Source organism: Streptomyces mutabilis (assembly GCF_046628145.1).
Taxonomy (GTDB): domain Bacteria; phylum Actinomycetota; class Actinomycetes; order Streptomycetales; family Streptomycetaceae; genus Streptomyces; species Streptomyces mutabilis.
The window spans coordinates 572,871-591,228 of sequence record NZ_CP176874.1; the positions used below are offsets into that span (position 1 = coordinate 572,871).

20 protein-coding genes are annotated in these 18,358 nt (G+C 72.5%); 9 read left to right on the forward strand and 11 right to left on the reverse strand.

Annotation, left to right across the window (positions count from 1 at the left end; genetic code table 11):
- The first annotated feature begins 521 nt into the window (after nt 1-521).
- From ACLIN4_RS02135 to ACLIN4_RS02145, 3 genes are all read left to right on the forward strand, one after another.
- On the forward strand, nt 522-2,009 hold the full coding sequence (locus tag ACLIN4_RS02135) for an NCS1 family nucleobase:cation symporter-1 (RefSeq protein ID WP_107476709.1): 1,488 nt from the start codon (nt 522-524) through the stop codon (nt 2,007-2,009).
- A 47-nt stretch (nt 2,010-2,056) separates the two neighbouring features.
- On the forward strand, nt 2,057-2,782 hold the full coding sequence (locus ACLIN4_RS02140; RefSeq protein ID WP_411575441.1) for an aspartate/glutamate racemase family protein: 726 nt from the start codon (nt 2,057-2,059) through the stop codon (nt 2,780-2,782).
- A gap of 129 nt (nt 2,783-2,911) precedes the next feature.
- Nucleotides 2,912-3,598: a GntR family transcriptional regulator gene (locus tag ACLIN4_RS02145; RefSeq protein ID WP_411575442.1), complete on the forward strand. Its 687-nt coding sequence runs from the start codon at nt 2,912-2,914 to the stop codon at nt 3,596-3,598.
- 45 nt (nt 3,599-3,643) lie between these two features.
- Here the strand turns inward: ACLIN4_RS02145 and ACLIN4_RS02150 are convergent, their stop codons facing one another.
- Nucleotides 3,644-4,462 (reverse strand): AraC family transcriptional regulator, encoded by an 819-nt coding sequence (locus tag ACLIN4_RS02150; protein WP_107476710.1) that lies wholly within the window; start codon nt 4,460-4,462, stop codon nt 3,644-3,646.
- An 84-nt stretch (nt 4,463-4,546) separates the two neighbouring features.
- Between ACLIN4_RS02150 and ACLIN4_RS02155 the strand changes: the two genes are divergently transcribed.
- Nucleotides 4,547-5,344 (forward strand): sulfite exporter TauE/SafE family protein, encoded by a 798-nt coding sequence (locus tag ACLIN4_RS02155; protein WP_411575443.1) that lies wholly within the window; start codon nt 4,547-4,549, stop codon nt 5,342-5,344.
- Nucleotides 5,345-5,366: 22 nt separating this feature from the next.
- Here ACLIN4_RS02155 and ACLIN4_RS02160 read toward each other — a convergent pair whose 3' ends face one another.
- Nucleotides 5,367-6,296, reverse strand: coding sequence for a GNAT family N-acetyltransferase (locus ACLIN4_RS02160; RefSeq protein WP_411575444.1), 930 nt, complete (start codon nt 6,294-6,296; stop codon nt 5,367-5,369).
- Nucleotides 6,297-6,456: 160 nt separating this feature from the next.
- On the opposite strand from ACLIN4_RS02160, the gene ACLIN4_RS02165 reads away from it, so the two are divergent.
- The gene (locus tag ACLIN4_RS02165; protein ID WP_289907928.1) at nt 6,457-6,888 is read left to right on the forward strand and encodes a hypothetical protein; all 432 of its coding nucleotides are present in this window, start codon (nt 6,457-6,459) and stop codon (nt 6,886-6,888) included.
- Nucleotides 6,889-7,050: 162 nt separating this feature from the next.
- On the opposite strand, the gene ACLIN4_RS02170 is transcribed toward ACLIN4_RS02165, so the two are convergent.
- The 3 genes from ACLIN4_RS02170 to ACLIN4_RS02180 form a co-directional block, all read right to left on the reverse strand.
- Nucleotides 7,051-7,980 (reverse strand): SDR family oxidoreductase, encoded by a 930-nt coding sequence (locus tag ACLIN4_RS02170; protein WP_373420269.1) that lies wholly within the window; start codon nt 7,978-7,980, stop codon nt 7,051-7,053.
- 212 nt (nt 7,981-8,192) lie between these two features.
- A complete protein-coding gene (locus tag ACLIN4_RS02175; protein WP_100044003.1) occupies nt 8,193-8,600 on the reverse strand; it encodes a RidA family protein in 408 nt (135 codons plus the stop codon).
- 139 nt (nt 8,601-8,739) lie between these two features.
- Nucleotides 8,740-9,141 carry a GtrA family protein gene (locus ACLIN4_RS02180; protein WP_179342306.1) on the reverse strand — a complete coding sequence of 134 codons (402 nt, stop codon included), beginning with the start codon at nt 9,139-9,141 and terminating at the stop codon, nt 8,740-8,742.
- A gap of 210 nt (nt 9,142-9,351) precedes the next feature.
- Here ACLIN4_RS02180 and ACLIN4_RS02185 point away from each other — a divergent pair, with 210 nt between their 5' ends.
- Complete coding sequence (locus ACLIN4_RS02185; RefSeq protein WP_107476713.1) at nt 9,352-9,936, forward strand: tellurite resistance TerB family protein; 585 nt, start codon at nt 9,352-9,354, stop codon at nt 9,934-9,936.
- Between the two features lie 79 nt (nt 9,937-10,015).
- The gene (locus ACLIN4_RS02190; protein WP_289907927.1) at nt 10,016-10,918 is read left to right on the forward strand and encodes an aminoglycoside phosphotransferase family protein; all 903 of its coding nucleotides are present in this window, start codon (nt 10,016-10,018) and stop codon (nt 10,916-10,918) included.
- Nucleotides 10,919-10,940: 22 nt separating this feature from the next.
- On the opposite strand, the gene ACLIN4_RS02195 is transcribed toward ACLIN4_RS02190, so the two are convergent.
- The 6 genes from ACLIN4_RS02195 to paaA form a co-directional block, all read right to left on the reverse strand.
- The gene (locus ACLIN4_RS02195; RefSeq protein WP_411575445.1) at nt 10,941-12,413 is read right to left on the reverse strand and encodes a hypothetical protein; all 1,473 of its coding nucleotides are present in this window, start codon (nt 12,411-12,413) and stop codon (nt 10,941-10,943) included.
- Nucleotides 12,414-12,602: 189 nt separating this feature from the next.
- Entirely contained in the window at nt 12,603-13,718 is a 1,116-nt protein-coding gene (gene paaE / locus ACLIN4_RS02200) for a 1,2-phenylacetyl-CoA epoxidase subunit PaaE (RefSeq protein WP_107476715.1), read from the reverse strand.
- On the reverse strand, nt 13,718-14,239 hold the full coding sequence (gene paaD, locus ACLIN4_RS02205; protein ID WP_307653323.1) for a 1,2-phenylacetyl-CoA epoxidase subunit PaaD: 522 nt from the start codon (nt 14,237-14,239) through the stop codon (nt 13,718-13,720). The genes paaE and paaD overlap by 1 nt, the downstream gene beginning before the upstream one ends.
- Nucleotides 14,233-15,060, reverse strand: coding sequence for a 1,2-phenylacetyl-CoA epoxidase subunit PaaC (paaC, locus tag ACLIN4_RS02210; RefSeq protein WP_100044008.1), 828 nt, complete (start codon nt 15,058-15,060; stop codon nt 14,233-14,235). The genes paaD and paaC overlap by 7 nt, the downstream gene beginning before the upstream one ends.
- A 9-nt stretch (nt 15,061-15,069) precedes the next feature.
- Nucleotides 15,070-15,363 (reverse strand): 1,2-phenylacetyl-CoA epoxidase subunit PaaB, encoded by a 294-nt coding sequence (gene paaB, locus ACLIN4_RS02215; protein WP_100044009.1) that lies wholly within the window; start codon nt 15,361-15,363, stop codon nt 15,070-15,072.
- Complete coding sequence (gene paaA, locus ACLIN4_RS02220) at nt 15,360-16,337, reverse strand: 1,2-phenylacetyl-CoA epoxidase subunit PaaA (RefSeq protein ID WP_107476716.1); 978 nt, start codon at nt 16,335-16,337, stop codon at nt 15,360-15,362. Before paaA ends, paaB begins: the two co-directional genes overlap by 4 nt.
- 179 nt (nt 16,338-16,516) lie before the next feature.
- Here paaA and paaI point away from each other — a divergent pair, with 179 nt between their 5' ends.
- Together paaI and paaK are read left to right on the forward strand one after the other, a co-directional pair.
- Nucleotides 16,517-16,966 (forward strand): hydroxyphenylacetyl-CoA thioesterase PaaI, encoded by a 450-nt coding sequence (gene paaI / locus ACLIN4_RS02225; RefSeq protein WP_257002895.1) that lies wholly within the window; start codon nt 16,517-16,519, stop codon nt 16,964-16,966.
- A complete protein-coding gene (paaK, locus tag ACLIN4_RS02230) occupies nt 16,963-18,309 on the forward strand; it encodes a phenylacetate--CoA ligase PaaK (protein ID WP_381914733.1) in 1,347 nt (448 codons plus the stop codon). Before paaI ends, paaK begins: the two co-directional genes overlap by 4 nt.
- The last annotated feature ends 49 nt before the right edge of the window (nt 18,310-18,358 follow it).

Here is an 18,358-nt window from a genome sequence, read left to right on the forward strand (position 1 = left end):
GATCGCTCACGAAGGACGCCCCGGACCGGGAGCTGTGCTCACCGGGCACCCGGACGCGCAGGGTGTGTTCGCCGCGAGGGAGCCGCGGGCTGACGTACGCACCGCACCGCCCCGCCGACCCGGATCGGGCCGTGGAAGTCAGGCCCTGGGTGGCGCCGGGCCGACGCGTTCCGCATCCCGCTCAACACCGGCCCCGACCCGTTCCTGACGTACCGGAAGGGGAACTACCACCCCACCACCACTCAGGGCGACAGGCGAGCAGCAGGCCGATGCGCGCGCGGGGCCGGCGGGAGGGGCTGGGGAGCACGTGAGGTCCTTTCCGCAGCTTTACATCCATGTAACGACGGGGCATCACGCTGGGGACGGCTCCTCCCCCTGCCAACAGGACGCGAAATGGTATTCCATTTGCCGTAGACCCCTTGACGGTGCCGTTCGGCGAAAACTACGTTCTGTTCACCGGAACGCCGCTTCCGCTTTGTGGAACTCTCCAACTCCCCGCTTCCTGAGCCCAGGAGTCCCGTATGACTGCCCTGGAAGACCGCCGCTCGGCCACCGAGACCGACGTCACCGCCACCAGCTCTGGCCTCTACACCTACGACCTGGCCCCGACGAAACGGGAAGGACGCCGCTGGGGCGCCTACAACGTCTTCACCCTCTGGGCCAACGACGTGCACAGCCTGGGCAATTACGCGTTCGCCATCGGACTGTTCGCCCTCGGGCTGAACGTGTGGGGCATCCTCGCCGCCTTCACCCTCGCCTCGGTCCTGCTCTTCCTGCTGCTGACACTGTCCGGGTTCATGGGCCACAAGACGGGCGTACCGTTCCCCGTCATGAGCCGCATCGCGTTCGGCATCAAGGGCGCGAAGATACCGGCCGCCGTCCGGGGCGCCGTGGCCATCGCCTGGTTTGGTATCCAGACTTACCTCGCCTCCGCGGTGCTGAGCACGCTCCTGGTGGCGATGTTCCCGGGACTGGCCCGTCTGGACACGAACTCCCTGCTCGGGCAGTCGACGCTCGGCTGGATCACCTTCCTGGTCCTGTGGGCCGTGCAGGTCGTCATCGTGAGCTACGGGATGCAGATGATCCGCCGGTACATGGCGTTCGCGGCACCCACCACGCTGCTCACCATGTGCGCCCTGGCGGTGTGGATGTTCGTCCGAGCGGACGGCTCGATCTCCCTGTCCGTCGACGCCCCGCTCACCGGCGGCGCGATGTGGCTCCAGGTGCTGCAGGCCGCCGCCCTCTGGGTGGTGATCTACGGGACGTTCGTGCTGAACTTCTGCGACTTCACCCGCTCCGCGAGGAGCCGCGGCTCCATCGTCCGCGGGAACGTCATCGGCATCCCGGTCAACATGCTCTTCTTCGCCGTCATCGTGGCGGTCCTCAGCGGTGCGCAGTTCAGTCTGGACGGGCACGTCATCACCAGCCCGACGGACATCGTCCGCACCGTGCCCAACATGTTCCTGCTCGCCGTCGCCTCGCTGGCCCTCATCGCGCTGACGGTGGCCGTGAACCTGCTGGCCAACTTCGTCGCCCCGATCTACGCCCTGGTCAACCTCTTCCCCCGCCGGCTCGACTTCCGCCGCGCCGGCCTGGTGAGCGCGGTGCTGGGCCTGGTCATCACGCCCTGGAACCTCTACAACAGCCCGGTCGTCGTGAACTACTTCCTCGGCGGGCTCGGCGCGCTGCTCGGCCCCCTCTTCGGCGTGATCATGGCGGACTACTGGCTGCTGCGGAAATCCCGGGTGAACGTGCCCGCCCTCTACACCGAGGACGCGGGAGCGGAGTACCACTACCGCCGCGGCTACAACCCGAGGGCCGTCGCCGCCTTCGTCCCGAGCGCCGCGATCGCCGTCGTCGTCGCCCTGGTGCCCTGGTTCCACGCCGCGGCCGGCTTCTCCTGGTTCATCGGCGCGATCCTCGCCGCCGCGCTGTACGCGGTCGTCGCCGACCGCTCCTCCCCCATCCGCGACGTGGACGGCGAGGCAATCGCCGTGGCGGCCGAATAGCCCCGGCGCCGTCGCACCGTCCCCCTCCCGAGCAGAAGGCCCCCTCCATGCGCATCCTCGTGGTCAACGTCAACACCACGCAGTCCATCACCGACGCGATCGGCAAGCAGGCGGCCGGCGCGGCCTCGCCCGGCACCGAGATCGTCCCGTTGACCCCCGCCTTCGGCGCCGAGTCCGTCGAGGGCAACTACGAGAGCTACCTCGCCGCGGTCGCCGTCATGGAGACCGTCCGGGCCCACCCGGAGCCCTTCGACGCGGTGATCCAGGCCGGATACGGCGAACACGGCAGGGAAGGGCTGCAGGAGCTGCTCGACGTCCCCGTGGTCGACATCACCGAGGCCGCGGCGAGCACCGCGCAGTTCCTGGGGCGCCGGTACTCCGTCGTCACCACCCTGGACCGTACGGTCCCGCTGATCGAGGAGCGGCTGGAGGTGGCGGGCCTCAGCGCGAGGTGCGCCTCGGTGCGTGCCAGCGGGCTGGCGGTGCTCGAACTGGAGCGGGACGAACAGGCCGCCGTGGAGGCCATCACCGAGCAGGCCGCCCGCGCGGTCGCCGACGACCGGGCCGAGGTGATCTGCCTGGGCTGCGGCGGCATGGCCGGCCTCGCCGAGCGCGTGGTGGAGCGGACGGGTGTCCCCGTGGTCGACGGGGTCGCCGCCGCCGTGGCGATCGCCGAGTCACTGGTCCGGCTCGGCCTGTCCACGTCCAAGGTGCGCACCTACGCCCGGCCGCGCCCCAAGCAGATCGTCAACTGGCCCCCGAAGGCGGGCTGACCCGTTCCGCCCCCGTCCCTCGCCCCGGGACCGCGCCCGGCCCCGGGGTATTCTGACGGGCCGCCCGACCGACGCACCGCACCGCACGGTCGGCGTGGCTCGGAACGGGAAGAAGGACGAAGGACGGCGATGACTGCGTCAGGGGGCTTCAAGCCCGAGTCCGAGCGGGTCACGCGGCGGCTGCGCGACGAGATCATCGACGGGACCCGGCGCCCGGGCAGCCGCCTGGTCGAGCGCGAGCTGGCCGAGGCACTGGGGGTGAGCCGCCTGCCCGTGCGGGAAGCCCTCAAGACGCTGGTGTCCGAGGGGCTGGTGACGCCGAGGCCGCGGTCGTGGGCGGTGGTGCGGGAGTTCACCACGAGCGACATCGCCGACCTCGACGAAGTGCGCTCGGGCCTGGAGACCCTGGGTTTCCGGCTCGCCGCGCAACGGCACACGCGCGACGGTCTGGAACGGCTGCGCGCGACGGTGGACGCCGAACTGGAGACGGCCCGCGCGGGTGACGCGGTGCGGGCCCGCCGGGCGGCGGCCGACTTCCACGAGACCGTCATCTCCCTGGCCGCCAACGAGCTGCTCAACGAACTCGAACGCGTGCTGCGCAGCCGGCTGCGGTGGCTCATGGGCCAGCACGACGACCTGCTGGCCGTGGCGCTGGAGCACGAGGCCCTGTACCAGGCCATCGCGGAGCGCGACGTCGAGCGCGTCCAGACGCTGGTCCTGCACCACCTGGCGACCAGCCGCAGCGCGGCCCTCGGCCACCACGCCCGGGAGCGGGCCGCGGGCCGCGAGCAGGACGAGGAGAGGGACGCGTCCTAGGGCTGTCGTCCGGGGCAGGTCGCGGACGCGGGGGCCCGGCATCGATCAGCCACGTCCCTTCCCTGCGGACCGATCCGAACGAGCGCCCTGGCGCAGCCCTCGACGGCTCGCCGTGAAGCGCGACGGCGGTGCGCCGAACGCCCGGGTGAAGGCGGCGGTGAACGCGGCGGGAGAGGCGTAACCGAGGCGGCCCGAGACCTCGCTCACCGACGCCGTGCGCAGCATCGGGACGGCCGCGAGCAGCCGTGCGCGGGCCCGCCACACGGCGGGGCTGTCGCCGGTCTGCTCGCGGAAGCGGCGGGTGAAGGCCCGTTCGCTCATCGCCGTCCGCTCGGCCCAGTCGGCGTTGGTGACACCGGTGTCCGGGGCGGCCAGGTAGGCGCGGCAGAGCTTCGCCAGGTCGTCGGAGACCGGGATGCGGACGTGGAACGGGAGCGGGGCACGGGCCGCGATCTCGTGCAGGAGGAGGTCGGCGATGCTGCCCTCCCGGCCGGAGAGGTCGTAGTCGGCCTCGAACTCGACCGCCGCCAGGAGCAGTTCGCGCAGCAGCGGCGGGACGTCCACGACCATGCAGGTGCCGGGCCACCAGGGCACGGCGTCCGGCTCGACGTAGAGGCTGCGGGTGCTCACCCCGAGCATGCGGACCCGGTGCCGGGTGGCCGCCGGGATCAGCACGGCCCGCTCGGGCGGCACGGTCCAGGTGCCGTCGGCGGTGTCGACGACCATGACCCCGGTCGCCCCGTGGAGGAACTGCGCGCGCCGGTGCTCGTGCCAGTCCAGGAGGTGGCCGGGCGGGTAGTCGGTGCCGATCGGCAGCACGGCGCGGTCCACGTGGTCGACGTCGGCCAGGGGCACGTTCTTCACGTGGCCACCCTATGACCGGAACGCGAAGGAATCGGGCCGGGCATCGAATGCGGGACCGGACGGCGGGCTGGTGGAGTGGTCCGCGTGGACTTTCTGGCTCTGTTCGGCATCGGGCTGCTCACCGGCCTGACGACCGTCCTGTTCGGGTTCGGCGGCGGCTTCGTCGCCGTCCCGGTCGTGATATGGGCGGACGCCGCCCTGGGCGCGGACGCGATGCGGGTGGCGACGGCCACCTCGGCGCTGGTCATGGTGGTGAACGCGGCCTTCGCCACGGCCGTCACACCCCGGCGGGTGCTCGCCGCCCTGCGCGGCAGCGGCCCGCTGCTCCTCCTGCTGGCGGCCGGCGCGTCGGCCGGCGCGCTCCTCGCCCGTCATGCTCCGCCCGGCCCGGTCCGCTGGGCCTTCGTCCTGTACGTCGCCCTCACCGTCGTCGACCTGCTGCTGCGCCCCGGTTTCCTGCGCCCGTCCGCTCCGTCCGGGCCGGCCCACGACGCACCGCGTCCCCTGCCGGCCGTCGTCGGCGCACCCGTCGGCGCGGTGGCCGCCTTCCTCGGTGTGGGCGGCAGCGTCATGACGGTCCCCGCGATGCGCAGGGCCGGGCACTCGATGCGCGTGGCCACCTCACTGGCCAACCCCCTGACCCTCGCCATCGCGCTCCCGGCGGCGCTCGTCTTCCTGGGCGGCGCCGAGGGCCCCGCGGCGGCCCACGGGCACGCGCGCCTGGTGGGTCTCGTCGACGTCGCGGCGGCCACGGCACTGCTCCTGGGCGCCCTGCCCGTGATCGCGGTACTGCGGCGCCGTCCGCCGCGCATCCCCGACCGCGTCCATGCCTGGACGTACATCGCGCTGCTCGGGGCCGTCACGGTGGCGATGGTGCTCTGAGCACCACTGCCCGTGCCGGGCCTCAGGCGAGCACGGCCTCCCAGGTGTCGACCGCGTAGTGGACCGACATGCCGTTGCGGCCGTAGAGCCGCGGGGCGCCCGTGGCGTTGGCGGTGTCGACGCCGAGGCCCACCGTGTCCCGGCCCCGCGCCGCGAAGTGCGCGAAGGCGTGCCGCAGCAGGAATCCGCCCAGGCCGCGGCCGCGGGCCTCGCCGAGGACGCCGATGGCGCGGATCCAGCCCATGGCCGCGCGGTCGTCGCGGGCCAGCAGGAACCCGGCGTCGCCGAGGTCGTCGGTCTCGGCGATCCACACGAGGGACCAGTCCAGGCGCTCCGCGTCCATGTCGCTGAGCCAGAGCGCGTACTCGCGCGGCTGGAAGTCGAAGTGGTCGGCGAACGCCAGCTGGTACAGCTCGTGCACCCGCAAGCGGTCCGCCTCCGTGGCGCAGGCCCGCACCCGTACGCCCGCTGGGGCCTCGGGCGGGAGGTCGCTGGCCGGATCGACGGCGCGGCGCAGCACGTGGTACCGCCGGACGACGCTCCAGCCCCTGGCCGTGAGGAGTCCGGTGTCGGTCGTGGGCCGGGTGTTCAGGTGCAGGTGGACCACGGCCCGCGCGGCTCCGTTGGCCCGCGCCTTGTCCAGGGCGCGGGCCTCCATGGCCGCGAGAACGCGCAGCCCGGTCGTCTGGTGGTCGGGCAGCACGTAGTGGTCGATGTCGACCCGCTCGCCGCCCGACTCGTCCCACAGCAGCCCGTAGGCGACGAGTCGGCCGTCCTCGAAGGCCAGCCACGAGTCCCGGGCCAGGTCGGTCTCCGGGTGCTTGAGGTCGGCCTCGACGGTGTGCTGGTCGGTCTCGGGCCGGCCGATCTCGATCCGGTCGATCTCGTTGAGGAGGTCGGTGATGGCGGGGGCGTCGGCGAGGGTGGCCGGCCGCACGGCAACAGGGGGCATGAGTGCAGGGTTGGGGTTGACGGTGGGTCACCGCAACGGGTTTTCCGGCGGCCCCCGAGCCGAGAGCGGCGAGGCAGGTCGCGCCGAGGGCACGTGGATCGGCGAACAGGGGGCATACGGAGGTCCCGAGCTCCTTGACCGCCGACCGACGGGAGTCCCCGTGACGCCGAGCCTGCGCACCGCCCGTGCGTGTCGTGCCGCCGCCGTGCTGCTTCTCGCCACCGCCGGATACGCGGCCGGCCATCACCCTTGGCTCGCCCTGCCGGGTCTGTACGCCGCCGCCGTGTTCGCCTGGTGCGCCGCGCGCGCCCGGACGGAGCACCGGCTCAGGCTCGCGCGGGCGCAGCGTGCCGAGCGGTTGTCCCGTCCCCGCCCGCGGCAGCCCCTCGTGCCCGTACCGTGCTGCGCGTTCTGGCAGCACTCCGACGGCGCCGTGCACGGCCCGCGGTGCACCCGCCCGACGGCCGCCCGCGCCGTGATCGGCGAGGGCTGCTGCGAGCCGTGGTGGACCTCCCTGGGCACCCGGCACGACACGGACTGCCGCCGCCACAGCGGCAGTCCGGAACGGAACCGGGCCCGCACCAGCCCGTGAGGCGCCTGCCGGACGTCACCACGGGACGGTTCCGGCCCGGTCCTCGCCCCGTCCCCGCCCCCGTCAGCGGGCCCCGTACGCCGGTGTCGTCCGCAGGGCGAGCGCGTGCCGGCCGGTCCCGCGCCACGACTGCGCGACGGCTGAGCGGCCGGGAGCAGGGCGTCAACGGGTGTCCGTGAGGCCGCCCGTGACCGCGATGACCTCACCGACGGTGAAGCTGGAGTCCGCGTCGGAGGCCAGGTACACGTAGGCGGGAGCCACCTCCTCCGGCTGGGCCACGCGCCCCATGGGGGACGAGCTGCCCAGGTTGGTCAGGTAGTCGTCCGTGAACCGCTGCCCCGCCAGGTTGAGCACCGTCCAGGTGGGGCCCGGGGAGACGATGTTGGCGCGGACGCCGCGCTGGGCGAGGTGGGGGGCGATGGACTTGGTGAAGACGACCAGGGCGGCCTTGGAGGCGGCGTAGTCCATCATGATCTCGCTGCCCTTGAGCGCCTCCTCCGAGGCGGTGGCGATCACGGCGTCCCCGTGGGACAGGTGCGGCAGGGCCGCCATCACCAGGTGGAAATAGGCGTAGACATTGGTCTTGAAGACCCGGTCGAAGTCCTCGGCCGTCAGGTCGGACAGGCTGTTCTGGCTGTTGAGGTAGGCGGCGTTGCTCACCAGGACGTTGAGACCGCCCAGCTCTTCCACCGTGCGCTCTACGACGTTCGCGCAGAAGGCCGGATCGCACAGATCGCCCGGCAGCAGCAGACAGGTGCGCCCCTCCTTCTCGACCGCCGCCCGGGTCTCGTCGGCGTCGCTCCGTTCCTCGGGCAGGTGGACGACGGCGACGTCGGCCCCCTCACGGGCGTAGAGCACGGCGACCGCACGGCCGATGCCGGAATCGCCCCCGGTGATCAGCGCCACCTTCCCGGCGAGCTTCCCGGAGCCCCGGTAGTTCGGGGCGCGGTAGCGCGGGCGCACTTCCATGCGCTCTTCCAGGCCGGGCCGCTGCTGGCGCTGGAAGCGGTACGGCGGCGTGATCTCCGCTTCCTCCTGGGGCATCGCCGGACGGTCGAGCGGTCCGCCGCCCGCGCCGTTCCTCTCCGCCATCACTGACCTCCACACGATCGCGTACGTGGTCGGCGCCGTCGGCCGACGGCCGACGGCGCCCAGCACTCGCGTGTCCCGCGCTCGGAACCTCAAACGAACCCGTCTCCTGTGGGCAGGACACCGGGCACGACGGCGGCCGCCGCCCGATGACCGGCGGGAGCGCACCTGCCCTGCCGGTGCTGACGGGTGCCGGCGGGGGCCGTGACGCCTCGTCAGTCGATCACCGCGGTGGCCTCGACCTCGATCAGGTGCTCCGGCACGTCCAGTGCCGCGACGCCCGTGAGCGTGGCGGGCGGCACCGGGGTCGTCCCCAGCGCGGCGGACGCGCGCGCGATGCCCTCCAGGAGCAGGGGCATCTTGTCGGGGGTCCAGTCGACGACCTGGACGTTCAGCTTCGCCACGTCGGCGAAGGAGGCGCCGGCCGCGGCGAGGGCGGTGGCGACGTTGAGGTAGCACCGCTCGGTCTGCGCGGCGAGGTCGCCCTCGCCGACCGTCGTGCCGTCGGCGTCCCAAGCAACCTGACCGGCGACGAAGACCAGCTTCGATCCGGCGGCGATCGACACCTGCCGGTAGACGTCGATCTCGGGCAGTCCAGCGGGGTTCAGCAGGGTGATGGCCATGGGTTCCGTCTCCTCGTGCGGGAGACCTTCCGGTCTCCGGTGGTTACTCGGGAACCGTAGGAGAGTGGCCTCTGACATGGAAGAACGCACTTTTGAGTGACCGGGGAACCTTTTGGTTACCCAGCGGGGCGGGGAGGGGTCAGCCGCGGCGGACACGGGGGCGGAAGACCGCCAGCCGCAGGACGACGAAGCGCACCACTGTGACCGCGACCGACGTCACGGCGAGGACCGCGGTCTCGGCGGCCGGAGAGGCGGTGGGCTCCGCGTGCTTGAACCACAGCACCGCGCCGGACGTCGCCAGGTAGCCGAGCAGGAAGAGCCCGCCGGCCCCGAGATGGGCGCGGACCGGGTCGGCGGCGGCGTGCCGGAACGTCAGGCGCCGGTTCGCTTCGGTGTTCAGCACCGTGAGGACCAGCAGGGAGACCAGATTGGCGGCGGCCGGGGGCCACCAGAGGCGCAAAACCCAGTAGAGCAGGGCCTGTCCGACGGTGGACACGACGCCGATGGCGCCGAACCAGCCGACCTCCCTCAGCCGACCCACACCGCACGCCCCCAGCCGGCCGAACCGGCCTTCGAACTCCTGATCCCGCAGCCTACTACGCCGTCACCGTGAGACACTTTGCCCTGCCTTTGCCTTTCGGGAACCACATGGCTCCCGGGCGCGTTCAAGCTGATGACCGCGAGATATTCGCGGGCACGGTGCAGAAGTTCCAAGACGGAATACACAGCAACAGAAGCCGAGGTGGCACGAGTGGCGATGTGGGACAAGATCAAGGACCAGGCCAAGACCTTCCAGCAGTCCCAGGGCACTCGAGGAGCAAGCGGTCACGGACCCGGGCAGCAGGGGTATGGGCAGCAGGGTCACAGTGGCGGGTCGGGGTCGTCCTCGGGCGGCTCCAAGGCCCAGTTGATCGGGTTGTTCAAGTCCCAGCTGGCGTCGGTCAAGACCGAGCTCAAGAGCGGCGCCTACCGGGACGCCAGCATGGCCATGTGCGCGCTGGTCGCCGCGGCCGACGGCCAGGTGGAGCCGGCGGAGCGGCAGCGCGTGGAGGAGCTGATCGTCTCCAACGAGGTGCTGCAGAACTTCCCGGCGGACCAGCTCCGCCAACGTTTCAACCAGCATGTGGACAAGCTCGTCGCCAACTTCGAGCTGGGCAAGAGCGAGGCCCTTCAGGTGATCGCCAAGGCCGCGAAGAAGCCCGCGGAGGCCAGGGCGGTCATCCAGACCGGCATGGTCATCGCCGGTGCCGACGGCGTCTTCGAGCCGTCCGAGCAGTACGCGATCCGCGAGGCCTGCACCGCCCTCGGCGTGCCGCCCTCGGAGTTCGGCGTCTGATCCAGCGGCCCCGGGTGCGCTCGGCCGGCGGCCGGGAAAGCGATTGACGGCGTCGGCGTCGAGGGGTCGGATGACGTCCATGAGTTCTGGGCAGACGCATCCGGGCCGGTACCCCCTCGACGCCCGTCTCGTACGGCGGTTGGTCGCCGGGCAGTTCCCGCGATGGCGGGGGCTGCCGGTCGAACGCTTCCCGTCCGGCGGCACGGTCAACGCGATGTACCGGCTGGGCGACGACATGGTCGTACGGCTGCCGCTGGTCGAAGGCGGGGCCGGGGACGTGAGGGCGGAGCGGGAGTGGCTGCCCCGCCTGGCACCGCTGCTCCCCACCGCCGTTCCCGAGGTGCTCGGCGCCGGTGAGCCGGCCGAGGGCTATCCGTGGCCGTGGTCGGTGTACCGGTGGCTGCCCGGTGACCTCCCGGAGGCCGGGGCGCTGGCCGAACCGGAGTCGCTGGCCCGGGATTTGGCCGGCTTCGTCGCGGCGATGCGCGACGTCGCCCTGCCGGACGCGCCGGGCGCCTATCGCGGCGGCCCACTCGCCACACTCGACGGGCAGACGCGGGCCGCCCTCGACGAACTGCGCGCCCTTCCCGAAGAGGCCGTCGACTGCTCCGCCCTGGCCGCCGTGTGGGAGGACGCGCTGCGGGCGCCGGACTGGGACGGGCCGCCTGTCTGGCTGCACGCCGACCTGATGCCGGGGAACCTGCTGGTGGACGGGGGCAGACTGACCGCGGTGATCGACTTCGGGTGCATGGGGGTGGGCGACCCGGCCTGCGATCTCTTCCCGGCGTGGAATCTGCTGCCGCCCACCGCCCGGAAGGTCTTCCGCGAGGCACTGGGCGTGGACGACGCGACCTGGAGGCGCGGCCGGGGGCGGACACTCTCCCAGGCGCTGATCGCGCTGCCGTACTACCGCAAGACCAACCCCGCGATGGCCGGCAACGCCCGGCATGTCATCCGGGCGGTGCTGGCGGAGGCCGACTGAGCAGCCGCCCGGGCCGGATCCGCTAAGGCGCGATACCGACACCGTCGATCCGGCTCCACGCCCGCTCCTGGGCGGCGGTCATGGCGGGCCAGTGCAGGCCGCCGGGCCGGGGCAGCACCCGGGAGGCGTACGACGCCGGCTGGTACCCGGGTTCGTAGTGGCAGCCGCTGCCGTACTTCGCGTCGAAGGCGGCGCAGGAGGCCGCGACCGAGCGCGGGGTCGGCTTGCGGCCTGAGCGCACCCAGTCGTCCAGCGCCGCGATGGAGTTGGCGTACTCGGAGTCGCTCAGCGAGCTGTGCTCGTGCTCGTCGGTGAACGTCTGCACCAGGTTCCCGCCCCGCCCGGCGCCCCGGAGGGTGGCACGGTAGGCCGCCTCGTGCTCCACGAAGGCCGTGGGGTCGTCGATCGCGTGCAGGGTGAGGACGGGCAGGGACACCTTGCCGGTGAGGTCGCTGTCGTAGGAGAGGTCGCGGCGGGCGGCGGGGTCGGCCGAGAAGCGTTCGACGCCCGCGTTGAGGGCCTTGTCGTCGTGCGAACCCGAGTACCGCACGCCCCGGTTGGAGAACGGGTTGCGGCCGCCGAGCCGGTCGTTGACGATGTCCCGGAACGTGAAGGTCGCGAAGCGCAGGTGGGATTCCAGCGTGCGCTCCGGTACGCCGGTCACCGCGAGGATGTCGTCGAGGTTGCGCTGCTGCCCGGCGGTGCGGTCCGCCGGGTCGGATGCGTAACCGGTGCACTCCTGGAGCCGGGCCCGCAGTCCGGCGGTGGTCATGGTGGAGCCCGCGCGCAGCCCCTGCCACAGCGGGTACTGCGGCTCGTTCGGACGCGGGTGGTTGTGGCAGTAGTACTGGTAGACGACCCGCAGGTCCACCCGGTAGTCGTAGCCGCGCGAACCGCCGCCGAGGACGCCGTTGGTCAGCAGCACCCCGTCCCAGGCGCCGGGTCGCCTGCCGTAGGTCTCGGCGACCTTGGCGGCGACGTTGCCGCCCCAGGACTGTCCGTGCAGGTACGTCCGCTCCGGTCGGCCGAAGTGCTCGGTGAACAGCCGGCGCACGTTCTCGGTGTCGGCGGCCGCCATCCTGGCCCCGTAGCCGCCGCGGCGGTAGGCGGAGCCGGCCCACGCGTAGCCCTCCTGGACCATGACCGCCCAGCGTTCCAGGTCGTCGGTGCTGCGGGCCGGGTCGGAGGCGTCGCCGAGGTCGGGGCCGCCGTGGGCGTGCACGACGAGGGAGCCGTTCCAGTGGGTCGGTACGGCCATCGCGTAGTGGGCGCCGTCGGCGTCCCGGCCGGTGTAGCACCGCGCCTTGCCGGCCAGTTCCGCCGGGCAGTCGGCGGCGGCCGGAGGCGTGGCCGGCCGGGCGGCCGGCGCGGGGGCGGCGGAGACGTTGCCGAGCGTGCCGAGGAACACGGCGGCGAGGACGGCGGCCAGCACCGCCGGACGGCGACGGCGGTGCGAGGCCCAGGGGACACGGGCGGGCGCGTGGGGGGTGGTCACGGGCGGCTCCTGTACGTGCTGTGCGCGAAGTTGCGCTGCGAGCCGGGATGTTAGGAACCCGCGGGAGCCGGAGCCACCCCTTCGATCATTGCGTTCATAGTGTTCCCCGGCCGCCGGACCCGCCGGTGAGTGTGCTCTTCGTGAAGACCGCGAGGTCGTCGCCGGCGGCGCGATGCCGGGCCCGGTCGGTCAGCTGTCGTAGTCCACGGTCAGCCGTTCCGAGACCGGGTACGACTGGCACGTCAGTACGTATCCGGCGTCGACCTCGGCCTCCTCCAGGGCGAAGTTGCGGCGCATGTCCGCCCGGCCGTCGGTGACCAGGGCGCGGCAGGTGCCGCAGACGCCGCCCTTGCAGGCGAAGGGCAGGTCGGGGCGGGTCTGCTGGGCGCCGTCGAGGATGGTCCGCTCCCGGGACAGGGAGGAGGTCGTGGAGCGGCCGTCCAGGGTGATGACGACCTCGCTGACGGGCCCCTGCGGGCCGGCGTCCTCGTGCCGGACCTCCCGCACGGGCTCGTCCTCGGCGAAGAACAGCTCCCGGTGCACGCGGACCGCCGGGACGCCGAGGCCGGCCAGGACCCGCTGTGCGTCGGCGACCATGCCCTGCGGTCCGCAGAGCCACCAGTGGTCCGCCGTCTCCACGTCCACCAGGGCACCGACGAGCGCCGCGAGCCGCTCGGCGTCCAGGCGGCCGGAGAGCACCTCGGCCTCCCTGGGCTCACGGGAGAGCACATGGGCCAGCTGGAAACGCGTGGGGTACAGGTCCTTCAGGTCGGCCAGTTCGTCGGCGAACATCACCGTGTCGGTGCGGCGGTTGCCGTAGAAGAGGGTGACGGTCGAGCGGTCGTCGGCGGCCAGCACAGACTCGGCGATGGACATCATGGGCGTGACGCCCGAGCCGGCCGCGATCAGCACGTGGTGGCCGGGGGTGGTCAGGTCGGGCGTGAAGATGCCGGTGGGCGCCATCACCTCGACGGTGTCGCCCGGCCGCACCTCGCTCACCAGCCATGAGGAGAACAGGCCGCCCGGCACCACCCGGACCCCGATGCGCGGGACGGAGCCGGCCGGGGAGCAGATCGAGTACGAGCGGCGCTCGTCGCGGCCGTCGACCTCGCGCCGGACGGTGAGCGACTGGCCGGGCGCGAAGGCGAACTCCTCGGCCAGTTCGTCCGGGACCTCGAAGCTCACGGCCGCCGCGTCCGCGCACAGCCGCTCGACGGCGGCGACGCGCAGGCGGTGGAAGGCGGGGCGGCGGCGGGCGCGCACCGCCGGTGCGGCGGACGCCGAGGCGGGGGCGGTCGGGGCCATCAGATCTCCTTGACGTACTCGAACGGCTCGCGGCAGTCGCGGCAGCGCCACAGCGCCTTGCAGGACGTGGCGGCGAAGCGGGAGGTCTCCTCGGTGTCCCGCGAGCCGCAGCGCGGACAGGGCACCGCCGGCCGGGCGGGCGACAGGACGAGGGGGACGGGACCGCGGGGGACGGGACCCCGGGGGGCACGGCCGGGCGGGGCGATGCCGTGCTCGGTGAGCTTGCGGCGACCGGACTCGGTGATCCAGTCGGTGGTCCACGGCGGGTCGAGGACCGTACGGATCTCCACGCTCGCGTACCCCGCCTCGCGCAGCCGGGCGGCGACGTCCGCCCGCATCTCGGCCATCGCCGGGCAGCCCGAGTACGTGGGGGTGAGTCGTGCGACGACGGTGCCGTCCCCGGTCACCTCGACGTCCCGCAGCACTCCGAGGTCGGCGAGGGTCAGCATGGGCAGCTCGGGGTCGGGCACCTGCTCGGCGATGTGCCGGGCGCGGCGGGCGTCGAGGCGTGCGGTCACCATGTCGCCTCCGGGTGGGCGCGGGCGACGCCCTGCAGCTCGGTGAGGAGCGGCACCAGATGTTCGGTGTGCTCACCGGCGCGGCCGGAGCCGGGCAGCGGGCGGTACACCGGCAGGGGCAGCCCCGCCGCCTCGGTGACCTGACGCAGCACGTCGGCGAGTTCCTCGCGCGCGTCGTGCGCCGCGTGCAGCTCGCCGAGGTAGGGGGCGACCCGCTCCAGCGCCGCGCGCATCCGGCGGTGCGACTCGTCCGTGCCGTCGCCCAGGCGCACGGCCCACTCGGCGGCGTACTGGCGGTGGTACGTCAGTTCCTTGACGCCCTTGGCGGCGACCGCCGCCAGGACCGGGTCGGGGTGGGTGACCAGCTGCTGGAAGTGGGCGAGGCGCCAGCTGGAGAGCACCAGCAGCCGCACGATCGCGAAGGCGAAGTCGCCGCCGGGCAGTTCGGCCAGGGTCACGTTGCGGAAGTCACCGGCGTCCCGGAAGTAGGCGTAGGCGTCCTCGTCCCGGCCGGTGCCGTCGACCTGGCCGGCGCGGGAGTAGAGCAGGCGGGCCTGGCCGAGCAGGTCGAGGCCGATGTTGGCCAGCGCCACCTCCTCCTCCAGTTCCGGTGCCCGGGTGACCCACTCGGCGAGCCGCTGCGCCGACACCAGTGCGTCGTCGGCGAGCGCCACGCACTCGGCGGCCAGTTCGCCGGCGTCGACGCCCTCGGGCACGGTGGTGTCGACGCCGTGCAGCGGGTCCTCGAAGCCGGTGCCGTAGGCCCAGCGGGTGTCGTCCTCGTGTCCCTCGGCCAGGGTCAGGTAGACGTGGTCGTCACTCATGCCCTGCTCCTAGATGTGCGGGACGTCGTCGGGGATGTCGTAGAACGTCGGGTGGCGGTAGACCTTGTCGGCGCTGGGGGCGAAGAACGGGTCCTTCTCGTCGCGGGTGGAGGCCGCGATGTGCTCGGAGCGCACGACCCAGATGCTCACGCCCTCGTTGCGCCGCGTGTAGAGGTCGCGGGCGTGGGTGAGGGCCATCGCGTCGTCGGCGGCGTGCAGCGATCCGACGTGGACGTGGTTCAGGCCGCGCTTGCCGCGCACGAACACCTCGTACAGCGGCCAGCCCTGCTTGTCGGAGGTCATGCCGCCGCTCCCTTCTTCGCGCGGGCGGCCTGCTTGGCGGCGTGGGCGGTGGCCGCCTCGCGCACCCAGGCGCCCTCCTCGTGTGCGGCCCGCCGGCGCTGGATCCGCTGTGCGTTGCAGGGACCGTCGCCCTTGATGACGCGCATCAGCTCGTCCCAGTCGGGGGTGCCGAAGTCGTGGTGTCCGCGCTCCTCGTTCCAGCGCAGCTCCGGGTCGGGAAGCGTGACGCCGAGCTTCGCGGCCTGCGGGACGGTCATGTCGACGAAGCGCTGCCGCAGTTCGTCGTTGCTGTGCCGCTTGATCTTCCAGGCCATCGACCGCGCCGAGTTCGGCGAGGCGTCGTCGGGCGGGCCGAACATCATCAGGGACGGCCACCACCAGCGGTCCACCGCGTCCTGGACCATCTCCCGCTGGGCGGCGGTGCCGCGCATCATCGTCATCAGCAGCTCGTAGCCCTGCCGCTGGTGGAAGGACTCCTCCTTGCAGATGCGCACCATCGCGCGCGCGTACGGCCCGTAGGAGCTGCGGCACAGCGGCACCTGGTTGCAGATCGCGGCGCCGTCCACGAACCAGCCGATCACGCCCACGTCCGCGAAGCTCAGCGTCGGGTAGTTGAAGATCGACGAGTACTTCTGGCGTCCGTCGATCAGCCGCTCGGTGAGGTCCGCGCGGTCCGCGCCGAGCGTCTCGGCGGCCGAGTACAGGTAGAGCCCGTGGCCGGCCTCGTCCTGCACCTTGGCGAACAGGATCGCCTTGCGGCGCAGCGAGGGCGCGCGGGTGATCCACTCGCCTTCCGGCTGCATGCCGATGATCTCCGAGTGCGCGTGCTGGGCGATCTGCCGGATCAGCGTCTTGCGGTACCCGTCCGGCATCCAGTCGCGCGGCTCGATGCGCTGGTCGTGCGCGATCGTCGCGTCGAAGTGCTCCTGCAACGGCTCCGGGGGCGGTGCCTCGGCGGCTTCTGTCGTGGTCATCGTCACCAGCTTCCCAACCGACCATTCGTTCGGTATCAGTGTGACGCCTTTCCCCGCACCGGGCAAGACCCGGGAGCGTCGTCGGTCACACTCTTGACAGGGCGTCCCCACGGCTGGATTACTGGGCCCCTGCCGCGCGCTAACCGAATGGTCGGTCGGGAGACAAGGTGGTGGGAGAGGTGTCGCAGGCCACTGAGCCGACGCCCACAGAGGTGATGTTCTCCGCGGACGAGGCGTCCCGGCGGCTGGGCATCGAGCTGGTCGAGCACGGCGAGGGGTCCGCGGTCCTCCGCATGGCCGTGACCCCGGCGATGGTGAACGGACACCGCATCGCCCACGGCGGCTACCTGTTCCTGCTCGCCGACACGGCCTTCGCCTGCGCCTGCAACAGCCACGGTCCCGTGACCGTCGCGGCGGGCGCCGACATCGTGTTCGTGGCGCCGGCCCGCGAGGGCGACGTGCTGGTGGCGCGCGCCGAGGAACGCGCCCGGTTCGGCCGCAGCGGTGTCTACGACGTGACCGTGCGGCGCGGCACGGAGGTGATCGCCGAGTTCCGCGGACGCAGCCGCAGCGTGCGGGACACCACGGCGCGCGAGACGCCGGGTACGACGACGAAGGAGTCGCGATGAGCAGCGAGCCGACGACCGGGACGACCCCGGCGCCCCGCCGGGGAGACCCCCTCCCCCACGACCTCCTGGACGACGCCGAGCGGCTGTCCCGGGAGCAGCTCGCGGAGCTCCAGCTCGACCGGCTGCGCGCGACCCTGCGGCACGCCTACGACAACGTCGAGCTGTACCGGAAGAAGTTCGACGCCGCCGGGGTGACACCCGAGGACTGCCGCAGCCTCGCGGACCTGTCCCGGTTCCCCTTCACCACCAAGGCCGACCTGCGGGACACCTATCCCTTCGGCATGTTCGCCGTCCCGATGTCCGAGGTGCGGCGCGTGCACGCCTCCAGCGGCACCACCGGCCGGGCCACCGTCGTCGGTTACACGGACGACGACCTGTCCATGTGGGCGGACGTCATCGCCCGTTCGATCCGGGCCGCGGGCGGACGGCCCGGCCACAAGGTGCACATCTCCTACGGATACGGCCTGTTCACCGGAGGCCTCGGCGCCCACTACGGCGCCGAACGCGCCGGGTGCACGGTGATCCCGGCCTCCGGGGGCATGACGGCCCGGCAGGTCCAGATCATCCAGGACTTCAGGCCCGAGATCATCATGGTCACCCCGTCCTACATGCTCACCCTGCTCGACGAGTTCGAGCGCCAGGGCGTCGACCCGCGCACCACGTCCCTCCAGGTCGGCATCTTCGGTGCCGAGCCGTGGACCGAGGAGATGCGCCGCGAGATCGAGGAGCGGATGGACATCCACGCGGTCGACATATACGGCCTGTCCGAGGTGATCGGCCCCGGCGTGGCCCAGGAGTGCGTCGAGACCAAGGACGGTCTGCACGTGTGGGAGGACCACTTCTACCCGGAGGTGGTGGACCCGCTCACGGACGCCGTACTGGCCGAGGGCGAGGAGGGCGAGATCGTCTTCACCTCCCTCACCAAGGAGGCACTCCCGGTCATCCGCTACCGCACGCGGGACCTGACCCGGCTGCTGCCGGGCACCGCCCGGCCCGCCTTCCGCCGGATGCAGAAGGTCACCGGCCGCTGCGACGACATGATCATCCTGCGCGGGGTGAACGTCTTCCCCACCCAGATCGAGGAGATCGTGCTGCGCACGCCCGGCGTGGCACCGCACTTCCAGATCCGGCTCACCGAGCGCGGCCGGATGGACCACATGACCGTGCGGGTCGAGGCCCGCCCCGACGCCGGCCCCGAGCAGCGCCAGGACGCGGCCAGGGCGATCGGGCAGGGCGTCAAGGACGGCGTGGGCGTCACCGTGGACGTGGAGATCGTCGAGCCGGAGACGCTGGAGCGCTCGCTCGGCAAGATCCGCCGGGTGAGCGATCTGCGCGGTGCCTGAGCGCCGACGGGCGAAAACGTGAGGACGGACACGTCCGCTCCGCTCCCGA